The 16,000-nt window shown below is 67.2% G+C and carries 11 protein-coding genes; 1 reads left to right on the top strand and 10 read right to left on the bottom strand.

The window, feature by feature from the left end:
* Positions 1-157 precede the first annotated feature (157 nt).
* From gnd to ACQE3M_RS01865, 4 genes are all read right to left on the bottom strand, one after another.
* Positions 158-1,057, bottom strand: coding sequence for a phosphogluconate dehydrogenase (NAD(+)-dependent, decarboxylating) (gene gnd / locus ACQE3M_RS01880; RefSeq protein ID WP_430503769.1), 900 nt, complete (start codon positions 1,055-1,057; stop codon positions 158-160).
* 107 nt (positions 1,058-1,164) lie between these two features.
* Positions 1,165-2,892 (bottom strand): phosphate ABC transporter permease PstA, encoded by a 1,728-nt coding sequence (gene pstA, locus ACQE3M_RS01875; protein ID WP_430503768.1) that lies wholly within the window; start codon positions 2,890-2,892, stop codon positions 1,165-1,167.
* Positions 2,892-3,824 carry a phosphate ABC transporter permease subunit PstC gene (gene pstC / locus ACQE3M_RS01870; protein ID WP_430503767.1) on the bottom strand — a complete coding sequence of 311 codons (933 nt, stop codon included), beginning with the start codon at positions 3,822-3,824 and terminating at the stop codon, positions 2,892-2,894. Before pstC ends, pstA begins: the two co-directional genes overlap by 1 nt.
* Before the next feature lie 54 nt (positions 3,825-3,878).
* The gene (locus ACQE3M_RS01865; RefSeq protein ID WP_430503766.1) at positions 3,879-4,874 is read right to left on the bottom strand and encodes a phosphate ABC transporter substrate-binding protein PstS family protein; all 996 of its coding nucleotides are present in this window, start codon (positions 4,872-4,874) and stop codon (positions 3,879-3,881) included.
* A 310-nt stretch (positions 4,875-5,184) separates the two neighbouring features.
* On the opposite strand from ACQE3M_RS01865, the gene ACQE3M_RS01860 reads away from it, so the two are divergent.
* The gene (locus ACQE3M_RS01860) at positions 5,185-6,297 is read left to right on the top strand and encodes an aminopeptidase (RefSeq protein WP_430503765.1); all 1,113 of its coding nucleotides are present in this window, start codon (positions 5,185-5,187) and stop codon (positions 6,295-6,297) included.
* A gap of 45 nt (positions 6,298-6,342) precedes the next feature.
* Here ACQE3M_RS01860 and ACQE3M_RS01855 read toward each other — a convergent pair whose 3' ends face one another.
* The 6 genes from ACQE3M_RS01855 to ACQE3M_RS01830 all read right to left on the bottom strand — a co-directional run bounded on the left by ACQE3M_RS01855 (position 6,343) and on the right by ACQE3M_RS01830 (position 15,928).
* On the bottom strand, positions 6,343-7,422 hold the full coding sequence (locus ACQE3M_RS01855) for an anthranilate phosphoribosyltransferase (protein WP_430503764.1): 1,080 nt from the start codon (positions 7,420-7,422) through the stop codon (positions 6,343-6,345).
* Between the two features lie 1,191 nt (positions 7,423-8,613).
* On the bottom strand, positions 8,614-8,988 hold the full coding sequence (locus tag ACQE3M_RS01850) for a DUF7268 family protein (protein ID WP_430503763.1): 375 nt from the start codon (positions 8,986-8,988) through the stop codon (positions 8,614-8,616).
* Positions 8,989-8,992: 4 nt separating this feature from the next.
* Positions 8,993-9,955, bottom strand: a complete 963-nt coding sequence (locus ACQE3M_RS01845) for an ABC transporter permease (RefSeq protein WP_430503762.1) — start codon at positions 9,953-9,955, stop codon at positions 8,993-8,995.
* On the bottom strand, positions 9,956-10,999 hold the full coding sequence (locus tag ACQE3M_RS01840) for an ABC transporter permease (protein ID WP_430503761.1): 1,044 nt from the start codon (positions 10,997-10,999) through the stop codon (positions 9,956-9,958).
* 189 nt (positions 11,000-11,188) lie between these two features.
* The gene (locus ACQE3M_RS01835) at positions 11,189-12,868 is read right to left on the bottom strand and encodes an ABC transporter substrate-binding protein (protein WP_430503760.1); all 1,680 of its coding nucleotides are present in this window, start codon (positions 12,866-12,868) and stop codon (positions 11,189-11,191) included.
* Positions 12,869-13,051: 183 nt separating this feature from the next.
* Complete coding sequence (locus ACQE3M_RS01830) at positions 13,052-15,928, bottom strand: ABC transporter ATP-binding protein (RefSeq protein ID WP_430503759.1); 2,877 nt, start codon at positions 15,926-15,928, stop codon at positions 13,052-13,054.
* Between the last annotated feature and the right edge of the window lie 72 nt (positions 15,929-16,000).

Below are 16,000 nucleotides of genomic sequence, written 5' to 3'. Positions count from 1 at the left end.
AGGTGTGCTGAGTGGTGGCGCCACCGGCGCTGCCCGCCTTTATTTATAAACGCGATCGCCAGGCGGCTCTCCTTTTCAAGACTTATCGAGTGGTGTCGACAGCGACGGTCCCAAATCAACTACTTATAAAGAACCGATCTCAAACTCCAGATATTCGCTATTCGTCGACGCGCTTCACGTCGTGTCGCCCGAAGCCGTACCGCAGCCGGTTCGCCAGCTTGCGCGAGAACCGGCCTTCGTTCCGGGAGTCGAAGCGCTCGGCGAGCGCCTGGTAGATGAGCGGGACCGGGACCTCCTGCTCGAGGGCTTCCTGGACGGTCCAGGTGCCCGTCGAGCCGCCGGCGACGTGGTCCGCGACGTCGCCGAGGTCGTTGCCCTCCTCGCGGAAGGCTTCCTCACAGAGCTCAAGGAGCCACGAGCGGATGACGGCGCCGTTGTTCCAGGTGCGCGCGACGGACTCCATGTCGAGGTCGAAGCGGCCGTCCGCGAGGAGCTCGAAGCCCTCGCCGTACGCCTGCATCAGGGCGTATTCGACGCCGTTGTGGACCATCTTCACGTAGTGGCCGGAGCCGGACTCACCCATGCGGTCGTGGCCGGCCGGGCCGGTGGCGACGGCGTCGAAGACGGGAACGAGCGCCTCGTAGGCCCACTCGGGACCGCCGACCATCAGCGAGAAGCCGGCCTCGGCGCTAGCGGGGCCGCCGGAGGTGCCGCAGTCGAGGTAGGCGGCGTCGGTCGCCTCGGCGCGCCGGAGCGACGCCTCGAAGTGGGAGTTCCCGCCGTCGACGACGACGTCGTCCGCGTCGAGGTGGGGTTCCAGATCCTCGAGCGTCGCGTCGACCGCGTCGCCCGCGGGGACCATCAGCCAGATCCGCATCTCGTCGCCGAGTCGGTCACAGAGGTCGGCGACGGAGTCCGCGGGTTCGGCGCCCGCTTCCGCGGCTTCCGCCGTCGCTTCCGCCGAGAGGTCGAAGGCGACGACGTCGTGGCCCGCGTCCAGCGAGCGGTCGACGACGATCTGTCCCATCCTGCCGAGGCCGATGACGCCCAGTTGCATACCGGATGGGTCGATACGACGGGAGGTAGTGGTTGCGGTTCACCGAGAAAAGCACGCCCAGCGGCCTGATGCACGAAGTCGTTAGCCGCCGGGTGCGCGAGGTCGCCTCAGTCCGTCCGCTGGTACTTGTTCCGGATGACGATCGCGGTGCCGTTCATCACGAGCAGCACGACGAGCAGTGTGACGACGCCGGCCGCGAGCACGCCGTAGCGGAACGCGGGGTCGATCTCGGAGGACCAGGTGAAGATCTGCCGCGGCATGGCGCTGAACTTCGCGAAGAAGCCGTCCGGTGCGGTCCGGACGCTCGCCGCCGCGCCGATCATCAGCAGCGGCGCGGTTTCGCCGATGGCGCGGCCGAGCGCGAGGATAGTGCCGGTGAGGATCCCGGGGAGCGCCTCGGGAAGGACGACGTTCCGGATCGTCTGCCAGCGCGTCGCACCCATGCCGTAGGAGGCCTCCCGCAGCGAGTCGGGCACCGCGCGGATCGCCTCCTGAGCCGAGATGATGATGATCGGGAGGATCAGCAGGCCGACGGTGAACCCGCCGACGATGACCGATCCCGTGGGGAGGCTGATGGCCCGGATGAAGATCGCGAGCCCGAGCAGCCCGTAGACGACGGAGGGGACGCCGGCGAGGTTCCCGATGTTGATCTCGATGAGCGTGACGAGCTTGCCGATCGGGCCCGTGTCCGGCGCGTACTCCTCGAGGTAGATCGCGGCGCCGACGCCGACCGGGAACGCGGAGACGATGATGACGACGAGCATCAGCACCGACCCGACCAGCGCCGGGTAGATGCCGGCGTCCTGTGGCGACCGCGACGTCGCGCTCGTGATGAAGCCCCAGTCCAGCCACGGGTCCGGCCCCGCGAAGCCGAGGGCGTTCGTGACGGCCGCGCCGAGCAGCGCGCCGGCGACGACCACGACCGGGAAGGCGACGCCCCTGACGCCCTCGTCGCGGCGAACGACGCCCTCCAGGTAGTACCCCAGCGGGATCAGCGTCGCCGTGGCGATGACGACCCAGTACTGGCTCTTGAGGCCGAACAGCGGCGCGACGAACGCGCCCACCGCGACCACGACGACGCCCGCGGCGAGCGTCTCCCGCAGTCCACGGCCGTCGTCACGCCGCCCGGCGATGGCGCGTCCGAAGACGGTCGCGGTGGGCAGCGTTACGGTGGCCAACAGCAGCATCCAGTCGAGCGGGATGACGGGGAGCGAGAGGAACAGCTCCGGGACGCTCGGCAGCAGCGCCGGCGTCGTGAAGGCGATCCGGAACAGTTCGGTCCGCGTCATCGGAGTGACGAACGCCCAGTCGACCGTGATCGAGGGGATCCCGAACAGCGTCAGGAGCGGCGCGAACACCATCACGAACAGGCGTTCGAGCGCCGCCTTCGGCCGGTACGTCCGGTGCGCGTAGAGGATACCGGCAGCGAGTAGTACCGCGATCACCATACCGAACCACTTCCCGGCCGTGACGACTGTCGAGAACAGGACGACGAGGCCGCCGCCGGCGAGCAACCCAACGATCGGCAGGCCAAGCGTCACGTACGCGACCTCCCCGGCCGGTTCGTCGCGTCGGTAGTAGTGAACCGCAAGCGCCGTCGCGGGCACGACGAGCGTCAGGAAGAAGACGAGGTGCCAGCCCGGGTCCGCGCTGAACGGTCGGATCGCGTCGTTGGCGACGTATAACAGCAGGATCGCGACCATAAACAGGCCGAAGACGGTCGCCCCGAAGGTGACACCCTCGAAGAGGATGCCGCGAAGGCGACTCACCTCGCCCATCTCGGTCGCGTCGGCGTCGGCGGCGTCGGTCTCGCCGCCCTCGGTTGTCGTCGCCATCAGTATTCCTCCCTGTACCGCGCGGCGATTCTGTTGCTAGCGAAGTTCATCGCGAAAGTGATTGCAAACAGCGTCAGTCCGAGCGCAAACATGCTCTTGTACGTCGCCGATTCCGCGGACACGTCGCTCGTGACGGCCTGGACCATCGCGGAGGTCATCGTCTGGCCCGACTGGGTCAGGCTCTGGAGGGGGCTCGTCAGCTCGAACATGCGCGGGCGCAGGCCCATCGCCATCACGACGACCATCGTTTCGCCGATCGCGCGCGACAGCGCGAGGATGAACGAGGAGAAGATGCCGGAGACGGCCGCCGGAACGACGATGCCGGTCGATACCTCGAACTTCGTCGCGCCGAGCCCGTAGCCGGCCTGTCGGAGGGAGTCGGGGACGGAGCTCATCGCGTCCTCGCTGAGGCTCGACACCATCGGGATGATCATGATCCCGACCATGATCGACGCGCTCAGGACGTTGAACGTGCCGAGTTCGAGCCCGAAGTTGCGGAGGAACGGCGTGAGGTAGATCAGTGCGAGGTAGCCGTAGACGACCGTCGGGATGCCCGCGAGGATCTCGAGGCCGGGCTTGAGGACCGACCGCGCGCGATCGCTGGCGTACTCGCTGAGGTAGATCGCCGACGCGACGCCGATGGGGATCGCGACGAGCGCGGAGACGACCGTCACGAGCAGCGTCCCGGACACGAGCGGCAGGACGCCGTACTTGTCACGAGAGATGACCCACTCGGTGCCGGTGAAGAAGGCGACCGGATCCACCATCGCGAAGAACTTGGTCGCGTCGACGGCCAGCGAGAGGATGATAGTCACCGTCACGACGACGGACAGCGCCGCACAGAGGAACAGCAGCCAGCGGTACACCTGCTCCCTGGCGACACGGCTCCGTTCCTCGCCGGCCAACTGGAGACGCGGCGTTTCGTTACTCATTGATTGGGTATTGGAAATCGGAGATACGTAACTACCGCGGTCCGGAACGGCAGGTTAGTTCTCGACGGCGTCTTCGAGCGTGCTGAGGTTCTCCTCGACCTGGTCCGAGCTGGAGGGGACGTAGCCGATCTCCTTGACGCGGTCGGATTCGGCCTTCTCGAGGTAGAACTTCGTGAACTCGTAGACGGCCTCGTCCTGGAGCGATTCCTCGTTCGCGTAGATGAACAGGGGCCGCGCCAGCGGGTAGGAGCCGTCCTTCGCGTTGTCGAGGCTCGGCGGGGTGCACTCGCCGTCGTCGCCCTTCTTGATCTCGACGGCCTTCACGAGGTCCTGGTTCTCGCTGTAGTAGGCGTAGCCGAAGTACCCCATCGCGTACTTGGAGTCCTGGATCCCCTGGACGATGAGGTTGTCCTCCTCGGTCGGCTCGTGGTCGGTGGTGTGCTGGGTGTCCTCGCCGAGGACGTGCTCGTTGAAGTAGTCGTACGTGCCCGAGGTAGAGGCGGGCCCGAACAGCTCGATCTGCTCGTCGGGCCAGTCGTCGCGGACGTCGGACCACTTCTCCGCACCGTCGCCCATCCAGATCTGGCGGAGCTCGTCGAACGTCATGCAGTCGACCCAGTCCGCCTCGTTGTTGACGGCGACGGTCAGTGCGTCGGCGGCGATCTCGAACTCGACCGGCTCGACGTCGTTGCCCGTACAGTTCTCCACTTCGCTGTCCGTGATCGGGCGCGAGGCGCCGTTGATGTCGGAGTTGCCCGGACAGAAGTGGTTCTCGAACCCACCACCGGTACCGGTGGAGTCGACCGTCACGTTCACGTCCGCGTGTTCCTCCATGAACAGCTCGGCCATCGTGTCGCTGACGGGGAACACCGTCGAGCTGCCAGTGATGACGACCTCTCCGGACAGGCCGGCCTCCGTGCCGGTTCCCTCACCCTGGTCCGTCGACGTACAGCCCGCGAGGCCAACGGTTGCCGCTGCACCTGTTGCCGTCAGGAAACGCCGCCGGTTCATGGAATCGGACGCGTCGGTTGGGTCGGTTTCTGCCATCATCAGAGGAGAACGGGCGTCGACATATGAACGGTGCTATGAGTACTCCAGTGATCTCATATCGCTATATAGTGGTATATACTCACGATGGTCGATCGGTATGGCAGGTCCAGATCCCGACTGTGACCCACTAACGTCGCGTGGTTTTAACGGATAATATCGACGAACGAATCCATAATGAGGTCGGTAGCGATCGCTCCGAAGAAAGCGAATAGCGGTCGGCACCGGAAAGTTAGCCACTCTATATACACGATCGCTCACGTTCGAACCCGCTTCCGCCGGGGTTTTGCCCCGCCGGTGCCAGCCGAGGTGTATGGACCAACGCGTACGCGAGCACGCGCAGGTGCTCGTCGACTGGAGCGCACGCATCGACGCCGGCGACGACGTCGTCCTCTCGGTCGCCGAGGACGCCCACGAGCTAGGGGTCGCCGTCGCGGAGGAGCTGGGCGAGCGCGGCGCCAACGTCGTGACGACGTACGGCTCCGACGAGGTGTCCCGGGCCTTCCTCCGGGGCCACGACGGCGACTTCGAGGAGGACCCCGCCCACGAGCTCGCGCTGTACGAGCACGCCGACAGCGTGCTCCGGCTCGGCGGCGGTCGCAACACCACCGCCACCGCCGACGTACCGAGCGACAAACGACAGGCCTACTCGAAGTCCCGGACCGGCGTCCGGGAGGCGCGCATGGACACCGACTGGGTCTCGACCGTCCACCCGACCCGGAGCCTCGCCCAGCAGGCCGGGATGGCCTACGAGGAGTACCAGGACTTCGTCTACGACGCGATCCTCCGCGACTGGGAGTCCCTCGCCGACGAGATGGCGAGGATGAAGGACGTCCTCGACGACGCCGCGGAGGTCCGGATCGTCAAGGAGCGCGAGGACCAGCCGCCGACGGACCTCACGCTCGCGATCGACGGGCGGACCGCGGTCAACTCCGCCGCGTCGGTCGACTACGACTCCCACAACCTCCCCTCCGGTGAGGTGTTCACGGCGCCGTACGCCACCGAGGGCGAGGTGTTCTTCGACGTGCCGATGACGATCAACGCCCAGGAGCTGCGCGACGTCCGGCTCACGTTCGAGGACGGCGAGGTCGTCGACTTCGAAGCCGGGCAGAACGAGGACGAACTCGCGGCCATCCTCGACACCGATGCGGGCGCGCGCCGCCTCGGCGAGCTCGGCATCGGGATGAATCGCGGTATCGACCGTTTCACGGACAACATCCTCTTCGACGAGAAGATGGGCGACACGATCCACCTCGCGGTCGGGCGCGCCTACGACGCCTGCCTGCCCGAGGGCGAGGCCGGCAACGACTCCGCCGTCCACGTCGACATGATCACCGACATGTCCGAAGACTCCAGAATCGAGGTCGACGGCGAGGTCGTCCAGCGCAACGGGACCTTCCGGTGGGAGGACGGGTTCGAGGGATAGGCGGCGAAAATCGGTGGATTCCTTTTTAAGAGGTAAGCGATCCGTTTAGAAGGCGCACAGCTCCTCGAGGGTCGCGGCCGCGCTGCCGTCGGCGATGACGTCACGCGCCTGCTCCAGGCCGGCCTCCAGCGAATCGGCGTCCTCGCGGGCGTAGATCCGGACGGCCGCGTTCAGCGCGATGGCGTCCGCGAAGCGGTCCTCGCGGTCGCCGGCGAGGACGGCCTCGGTGATCTCGGCGGAGTCGACGGCGACGTCGTCGACCTCCAGATCCTCGCTCTCGAAGTCCATCCCGTACTCGGCGGTCTCGATCTCGAAGTCGTCGAAGTCGGGCTCAGCGCCGTCCGCGCCGGCGTTCCACTCCGCGACCTTCGTGTAGCCCGGGCGGATGTCGTCGTAGCCCTCCATCCCCTGGAACATGATGACGCGGTCGAGGTCGTGGAACTCGCTCGCCGCGAACGTGTCGGTCACCTTCTTCGCGAACGTGAGGTGGTAGAAGGAGCCGAGGTGGACGTCCGCGCCCGCGGGGTTCGCCAGCGTCTCGACGGTGTTGACGAACGTGCGCACGCCCATCTGGTCGCGCCGGTCGAACAGGTCGTCGATGGCCGGGTTGAACGCGGGCTGGTAGTAGAAGCCGAAGCCGGTCGCGTCGACCATGTCGGCCGATTCCTCCGGCGAGAGATCCGTCCGGACGCCGAGCTCGTCGAGGACGTGCTTGTACGCGTCGCCCTTCGAGGTCGGCACGCGGTCGCCGGAGTGGGCGACGACGGGCGTGCCGGCCGCGGCGGCGACGATGCCCGCCGCGGCGCCGAGGATGGCCGAGTCGGTCTTGCCGTCGTAGTTCGCGCCGCAGTCGACGGGGTCGACCTCGGGCGTCGCGTACTCGACGCGCTCGCACATCACGTCGACGTAGGCCGCCAGCTCCTCCGCGTTGTTGCGCTTCCAGCGGTTCGCGAGCCAGAACCCTCCGAGCGTGGTCGGGTCGGGCTCATCGGCGAGGATGCGCTCGAACGCTTCGGTCGCCTGTGCGCGCGTGAGGTCCTCGGCCGACTTCGGGCCGGAGCCGCAGACCTCCGTCATGAGCCGCTTGAGCGGCCAGTCGCCGAACTCCTGGGTCGTCTGTGACATGGGTGTGGGTTGGGGGTCTCGTGCCTAAAGGCTCCCGTTCGTATTCGGCGACGTCTCGTAGGTTTTCGCGGTTGGTGAAACGGTGATTGCGCAGGTGAACCCACCCAGCACACCTCGAAAGCCCCGGCCGCCGAGTGGTTGCATTTATAAATAGGATCGGCTGTCGTCGCTTTCGACACCACTCAGCATGCCCAGAAAGCCCCAGCCGCTGACCGGTCGCGCTTATAAACGAATTCGGCTGTCGTTGCTTGTGCCACCACTCAGCATGCCCAGAAAGCCCCAGCTGCTGGCCGGTCGCGCTTATAAACGAATTCGGCTGACGTTGCTTGCGCCACCACTCGGCACACCCAGAAAGCCCCAGCCGCTGACCGGTCGCGCTTATAAACGTGGTCGGCTCACGTCGTGAACGACACCACTCAGCATACCCAGAAAGCCCCAGCCGCTGAGTGGTCGCGCTGCTCGCTGCGCTCCTCACCCGGCTCGCTCCCTCCGGTCCCTCGCCGGGTTGCGGTGCTTACGTCGCAGGGCGTCCCGCTCAGCGGCTGCCCCTTTCAGTCCCACCCCGGAGTGGTGGCCGTGGCGTCGCGCGCGGCGGCCTCCGAGCTAGCGACGTGCGCCGGCTGGCCGGCGAGCGGGGTGGGGCGGCCGGCGCGCGCGAGCAACGCGTGCGAGGGAGGCCGGGGCGCGCCGATGCTGTGCGGGGCCGGCGCGCCCCGGCCGAGGCTGGGGAGGGCCGAGGCTTGCGGTCGCAGTGCTGTCCCGGTCGCGGTCCTGGTGGACTGAAAGGGCGACGGCCGGTATCGTGAGCGGAGCGAACGAGAGCTTGGAAGTCGCAGCCCGGCAGCCCGCTACTGCAGGCAGCCCGGAACGTCTTCCAGGGGTCGCGCCGCAGGGGAGTCGCTGCGACGGGCTCTATCTGCGCCGGGCGGTGTCTTCGCGAGCGCAGCGAGCGAAGGCCAGAAAGTCGCAGCCCGGCAGCCCGCTACTGCAGGCAGCCCGGACCGTCTTTCGCGGCGGAGAGGCGCAGACATCCTGCTCAGCGACCGCGAGCGGCCGAGGGCTTTCTGGGTGTCTGCGGTGTTGTCGAGGTCAAGACCGTATCAGCTGGCCAAATAAACGCATAGCGAGCAACCGAGAAATCCCCACACAATCACGACGTTATCTATGGAGGTAACGCCGACACCAACAACCTCAGATCAACGTCCCCGTAATCGCACTCCCGACCATCAACCCGAACCCGAACCCACCAACACGCGCCATCGCCCGACGCGACTTCCGCTCGGTCCAGTTCGATCCGGTCGCGAGGTACGTCTGCATCGCCTCGATGCCCCGGCCTGCCATCGCGGAGCCGGACCACCCGAGCAGGCCGAAGCCGAACGCGAGGGTCCCGGCCAGGAACACGCTGTCAGTGTATCCGGGGGCGCCGACGAGCGTCAGGATCACGACGGCGACGGAGCCGGCGACGGCGCCGACGCCGACCGCGGTGCCGACGAGACGGGCTCGGCGGATGAGCGCGTCGCGAAGGCCCGGACGCTCCTGCTGTCGGGACTGGTCTCCGGGACCCATTTCCCTAGTCCACCGCCTCGCGCATCCGGGGGTCGAGCGCGTCGCGCATCCCGTCGCCGAGCAGGTTGAACCCGAGGACGGTTAGCGCCAGGAACAGCCCGGGGAAGAAGGACATCCACCACTTCCCGGTGAGCAGGCCGTTCTCGACGCCCTTCGCGAGCATCAGCCCCCACGACGGCGTGCCGGCCTCGGCGCCAAAGCCGAGGAACGACAGCGCCGCGAGGTCGATGATCGCCAGGCCGAAGTTCAGCGTCGACTGGACCGTGATCGGCGCGAGCGTGTTCGGGAGGATGTGCCGGACGAGCACGCGTGGGTCCGTCGCGCCGAGCGCGACCGTCGCGTCGATGTACTCGTCCTCCAGCACTTTCAGCGCGGCGCCGCGGACGACGCGCGCGAACCGGGGCGTGTACACCAGGATGAGCGCGATGACGGCCTGCCAGAGCCCCGCGCCGAAGATGGCGACGAGCGCCAGCGCGAGCAGGAGCGACGGGAACGCCAGCAGGACGTCCATCGTCCGCATAATGACGTTGTCCGTGACGTCCCCGTAGTAGGCCGCGATGATCCCCAGCCCGATGCCGAGGGCCGTCGAGACGCCCACGATGATCGTGCCGAACTTTAGGGCAATCCACGCGCCGTACAGCGTCCGTTTGAAGATGTCGCGGGCGGCCGCGTCGGTCCCGAACAGGTACTCGGTGGCGGGCGCCGGACCGATCCAGCCCGGCGGTGCCCGGTCCGGGATGCTCGTCCCGAGCCGGGAGCTCGCCAGCGCGTTCACGTCGAAGAACAGCCGGGAGTACACCGCGATCACCGCCATCGTCAGGATGATCGAGATGCCGAGGACCGCCAGTCGGTTCGAGAGGAGATCCGAGAGGAACGGCGACGCCCGGAGCCGCTCGACGATGCCTCGCTCGATGCCGGAGTCGTGGTCGGCGGAATCGGGGTCAGCGGAGTCGGTATTGGTGGCCATCTATTGTGAGATCCGTGGGTCGAGGTAGCTGTACGTGATGTCCACGCCGAGGTTCACGAGCGTAAACAGCAGCGCGAAGGTGAGGACGGTCCCCTGGACGAGCGGGTAGTCCGACGCGCCGATGGCAGCGACGAGCATCGTTCCGATGCCGCCGATGCCGAACACCGTCTCCGTCAGCACCGCGCCGCCGAGCAGCGTGCCGAACTGGATGCCGATGACGGTGACGACGGGGATGAGTGCGTTCCGGAGCCCGTGTTTGAGGACCGTGATCTTCGCGCCCTGGCCCTTCGCGCGGGCGGTCCGCATGTAGTCCTGCCGGACGACCTCCAGCATCGACGAGCGCATCATCCGGGAGATGAGCGCCATCGAGTAGACGCCGATGGTGACCGCCGGCAGGAACAGGTGATGGACCGCCGAGAGCCAGGCGCCCAGGTCGCCGATCAGCAGCGTATCGATCGTCACCATCCCCGTGAGCGGGAGCTGCATCCCGAACAGGGTCCAGTGATCCGGGAGGAAGACGGTCGACCCGATGCGCCCGCTCGTCGGGAACAGCCCGAGGTACGCCGAGAAGAACAGGATGAGCAGCGGACCGGACCAGTAGATCGGGACGGAGATGCCGGTGAGCGCACCGATCCGGGTCACGTGGTCCGTCAGCGAGTCCTGTTTCACTGCGGAGATGACCCCGAGCGGGATCCCGAGCAGGATGCCGATCGCCTGTCCGTACAGGGCCAGCTCGATGGTAACCGGGAGCTTATCCGCGAGCACCTGTCGGACCGGGACGCCCTTGGCGATCTGGTAGGAGTCGCCGAACTCCAGCCGCGCGGCGTCCGCGAGGAAGCTGAGGTACTGGATCCAGAGCGGGCGGTTGAGCCCGAGCTCGCGGCGTACCTGCTCGACCTGCTCCTGGGACGCCCGCTGACCCACGATCACGAGCGCCGGGTCGCCGGAGCCGGCGTGGAGGATCGTGAACACCAGCGTTGCTACCCCAAGGAGGACGGGGACGAGCAGCAGAAGCCGCTTCACCAGAAAGCGTTTCGAGACCATTTCGTGCTAATATCGATAGGGACCATCGTTCGGTTAAAGACTTCTGTTCAGCTGGCTCGTTCGACCGATCTGTCGGAATAACCCCCTGTGCAACCCGGGTTCGCCGACGACGGCGGGAAAGGCGGCCTCGAGAGGTCGAGGGCAGCCGCGCGGCCGCCGGGGACCCGGGAGGCCGCCGGGGCGACCGAGTTACTCGAGTTCGACCTGCTCGAGGAACGGGCCGCCGACGGAGCTCACCGTGTAGGAGCCGTCAACGACGGCCTCGTTGACGCCGCGCAACGTCTGCGCGTAGTCGACGAAGATCCACGGCGCCTCGTCGTGGGCGATCTGGTTGGCCTCCTTGTACATCTCCTCGCGCGCGGCGTCGTCGTAGGTCGCCTGCGCCTCGCGGACGGTCTCCATGAACTCCGTGTTGGCCCAGCCACCGACGTTGAGGGTGCTGTACCCCTCCGTGTCGAAGCTGACCCAGTCCTGGTCGTCCGGCACCTTCTCCATGTCGACTTTCGGGTCGAGCAGGACGTACAGGAAGTTGTCCGGGTCCGCGTTGTCGGTGTACCAGCCGAGGAAACACGCGTCGTGCTTGCCGGCAGACGTGTACTCGAGGTACGAGGAGAACGTGGAGAACTGGTTGATCTCCACCGTCAGCCCGATCTCCTCCAGGTCGGACTTGACCTGGTTCGCGGTCTCGACGGGACTCGGGTTGTAGCCGCGTGGGTTCGAGAACGTCGCCAGCTCGAACTCGATGTCGGTCGCGTCCGCGTCCTCGAGCAGCGACTGTGCCTTCTCCTTGTCAGTCGGGTACGGCTCGAGGTCCTCGTTGTGGCCCATCACGTCCGGCGGGAGCGGCTGGTCGGCCTGGGAGGCGAAGCCCTGGTAGATCTGGTCGACGATGGCCTTCGTGTTCACCGCGTAGCTGATGGCGCGGCGGACCTTGCGGTCGCGGAACGCCTTCTTCCGGGCCATGTTGAACGCCATGTAGCCGACGTTGATCCCGTTCTTCGACGCCAGCGTCGCCGTGTCGCTGTCCTGGAGCTGCTGGGACGACTGGGAGTCGAGGTTGTCGGTGATGTGGGAGCCGCCCTCGATGACGTCCTGGGCGCGGGTGGAGTTCTGGCCGATCGTCTTGAAGACGACCTCGTCGACGTTGGGGCCGTCGCCCCAGTAGTCGTCGTTGGCGGCCAGCCGGACGCGCTGGTTGCCGTTGTCGAGTTCCGCGAAGGTGAACGCGCCCGTCCCCTTCGGGTCGGTGCCGAGTGCCGCCTGGTCCTCGGGCGACGCGCCGAGGCTCTCGATCTGCGCCTTCGAGAGGATGGCCGCCGCGAACATCGCCAGGTTGCGCAGGAACGGTGCGTATTTGTCCTGGAGCTCGATTTTTAGCTCGTAGTCGCTGCTCGCGTCGATGCTCGCGACCCAGTTGCCGAAGGTGAACGGCCCGTAGCCGGACCGGTTCTCGTCACCGAGGTAGTAGTCGTACTCCGAGTCCGTGAAGCGCCGGATCGTCGCCTTCGCGTCGGCCGCGGTGAACTCCTCGCCGTTGTGGAAGGTGATCCCCTCCTTGAGCTGGAGCGTCGCGGTCGTCCCCTCCAGCGAGTAGTCCTTTGCCAGCCCGTCGGTCAGCTGCCCACCACTGCCGGGCTCGAACTTGATGAGCTGATCGAAGATCTGGTTGGTGACCTTCGCGACTTCCCCGCTCGTCGTCTGCTGGGGGTCGTAGTTCTGCGGGTGGTCACCGCGGGCGTACACCAGCGAGCCGCCACCGTCGCCGCCGTCGCCGCCACCGATACAGCCGGCAGTCGCGGTCATGGTCGCTGCGGCCGCGGCGCCACCGGCGGACTTGAGGAACGAACGTCGATTCAGCTGTTCCGACATGGTGCTTACTGCTGACATATGCTATATAAAAATACCGATGGAACGCCGAGGATTTTACAACTGTTCAAAGAATTCTCTTCGATCGGTCGATTATGTCCGATACTGGTCGTACACCTGCGATCCTATAGCCGCCAGGATCAGAAACCATCAATTTCGGTGCCGAGAGTACCGGGCACCAGTGCCCTAGTCGACCAGGTGACAGGCGGCGGGATGGTCCGCCTCGCCGAGCTGGGGATCCTCACGTTCACAGATGCTCTCGAAGGTGTCGCGGAGCGTCGACGCCGCCGTTTCCCAGTCGTTGCGGGCGAGGGCGTGGAGTGCCTCGTCGACGGCGGCTGCCGCCGCGCCATCGAGCGCTGCGTCGCTCAGGAACCGTGCGCGCAGCTCGGCGACGACGTCGCCGTCCGCGATCCCGCCGTCGGCGGCGGCCTGGCCCGTCGCGGTCGCGTCCCCGCCTTCGGCGGCCTCCTCGCGGATCGCGTCGAGGTCGATCGCGCGGTCCTCGACGCGCTGGCGGAGATCCATCACGGCGCGGAACGCCGACTGGTCGATATCGAGCGCCGTCGGCGGGATTACCTGTGGGCACCGCGTCCGGAAGTGGCAGCCGGAGGGCGGGTCGATCGGCGAGGGGACGTCGCCCTCAAGGATGATCCGGTCGCCCGTGTCGACGGTCGGGTCCGGGACCGGGATCGCCGACAGCAGCGACTGTGTGTACGGGTGCCGCGGGTCCTCGAAGAGGTCGGTCGTCCGGGCGACCTCGACGATCTCGCCGAGGTACATCACGGCGATCCGGTCGCAGATGTGCCGGACGACCGAGAGGTCGTGCGCGATGAACAGGTACGTAAGCCCGAACTCGTCCTGGAGGTCCTCCATGAGGTTGAGGATCTGCGCCTGCACCGAGACGTCCAGCGCCGAGACCGGCTCGTCGGCGACGATGAAGTCCGGGTCGACCGCGAGTGCCCGCGCGATGCCGACGCGCTGGCGCTGGCCACCCGACAGCTCGTGAGGATACCGCCCGCGCTGGCTCACGTCGAGCCCCACCGCCTCCAGCAGCTCGTTCACGCGCTGGCGACGTTGCTCGCGCCGGCTCGTGTCCTCGGGAGGCGCCTCCTCAGGCAGGTCGTGGATCTGCAGCGGTTCCGAGACGATCTGGCCGACGGTCATCCGCGGGTCCAGGCTCGACATCGGGTCCTGGAAGATCATCTGCATGTCCCGGCGCTTCGCACGAAGGTCGCTCCCGCTCAGCCCGGCGACGTCCTCGCCGGCGAAGAGGACCCGGCCGTCGGTCGGTTCGAGGAGGCGAAGGACTGTCTCGCCCGTGGTCGACTTCCCGCAGCCGGACTCGCCGACGAGCCCGAGCGTCTCCCCCTCGAACACGTCGAAGTCGACGCCGTCGACGGCCTTCACGCTGGCCGGGTCGCCGAGCAGCTCGTCGAGGTACCCCTCCGCCTTCGAGAAGTGCTTTTTCAGGCCCTCGACCTCGACGAGGGGGTCGCCGATCTCGCGGTCCGCCCGCGTCGCCGCCTCGTCGGTGCCGTACTCGTCGGTGTCGAAGTCGTCGAGGATGCACTTCGAGCGATGGTCGACGTCCTCGGGGCCGTGCTGGAGGTACGGGATCGCGCCCTCGGTACACTCGGGCTGCTCCCACGGGCAGCGGTCGGCGAAGTGGCAGCCCTCGGGGAGGTCGATGAGGTCCGGAACGTTGCCCTCGATGGGCGTGAGGCGGTCGGCGTCCTCGGTCGGGATCGATTCGAGGAGGGTGTAGGTGTAGGGGTGCGAGGGGTTACCGAAGATCTCCTCGACCGGCCCCTCCTCGACGATCTCGCCGGCGTACATCACGGCCACGCGGTCGCAGGTCTCGGCGACGACGCCGAGGTCGTGGGTGATCATCAGCATCGCCATCCCCAGGTCCTCCTGCAGCTCGTTGATCAGGTCGAGGATCTGCGCCTGGATGGTCACGTCGAGCGCGGTCGTCGGCTCGTCGGCGACGAGCAGCTTCGGGCGGCACGCCAGCGCGATGGCGATGAGCACGCGCTGGCGCATCCCGCCGGAGAACTCGTGGGGGTACTCGTCGACGCGCGCGGTGGGCTCCGGAATGCCGACCTCGGTCAGGACCTCGATGGTCCGCTCCAGTACGTCTTCGTCGACGTCGCTCCCGCCGACTTTCGGGAGTATCTCGCGGACGGCGTTCCGCCAGTTGTCCTCCCGGCGCCCGCCGTACTGGTGGAGCTGGAGGCTCTCGGCGACCTGGTCGCCCACGGTCAGCGCGGGGTTGAGCGACGTCATCGGATCCTGGAAGATCATGCTCATCTCCCCGCCCCGGACGTACCGCATCGCCGCCTCCGGGGCGTCGGTGAGTTCGATGCTGGCCGCCTCGATGTGTACGTCACCCGCGTTCGCGTCGTCGGTGTTCGCGTCGTCGGCCTCGCGATCGCCGGCACTCCGATCACCCGGACTCACGCCGACGACGCGCTCCGGCGACTGCCGGACCATGGCTCTCGGATCCGTCTCGGCGGTACCGTCGCCCTCGACGGTGACCTCGTCGAGGAAGAGGAACCCGTCGCTCGCGTCGGCGGCGACGGCTTCGAGGTCGGCGGCGACGTCCTCGGGTGAGGCCCCCTCCGAAAGCCGAGTGGCCGCGTCGTCGACGCGCGGTGCCAGGTCCTTGGGGTCGGCCTCGCTTCGGAGGTCCGCCGCGATGCCATCGAGTTCCGCGGCGACGCCGGCGACCTCGTTCGATCGGAGGGTGTCCGCGAGCTCCGTCAGGGCGTCCGGGAGGGCCTTCGGATAGGCGGCGACGCCGTCGGCGAAGCGCGGGAGGAGGTTCCGAGCGAGCGATGCCGACGAGAACGTAACGTCGCCGGCGACGATCTCGCCAGGCTCATCGACCAGGTCCATCGCCGACAGGGCGGTGACGCTCTTACCGCTCCCGCTCTCGCCGACGAGGCCGACGGTTTCACCCTCCTCGATGGTGAGGTCGACGCCGTCGACCGCCTTGACGTCGCCGCGGTCCGTCCGGAACTGGGTGTGGAGGTCCGCGAGCGAGAGCAGTTGGGACATACCGATGGCATCTCAGGGGCTCTTAAAAATAACTTTCTACTCAGCAACCGATGAACGAATTCGGCGAGCGCG

Source organism: Halosubterraneus shenae (genome assembly GCF_050510935.1).
Lineage (GTDB): Archaea > Halobacteriota > Halobacteria > Halobacteriales > Haloferacaceae > JBDGPU01.
The sequence above is the reverse complement of the archived record's forward strand: the minus strand, read 5'-3'. Positions and strand labels throughout refer to the sequence as shown.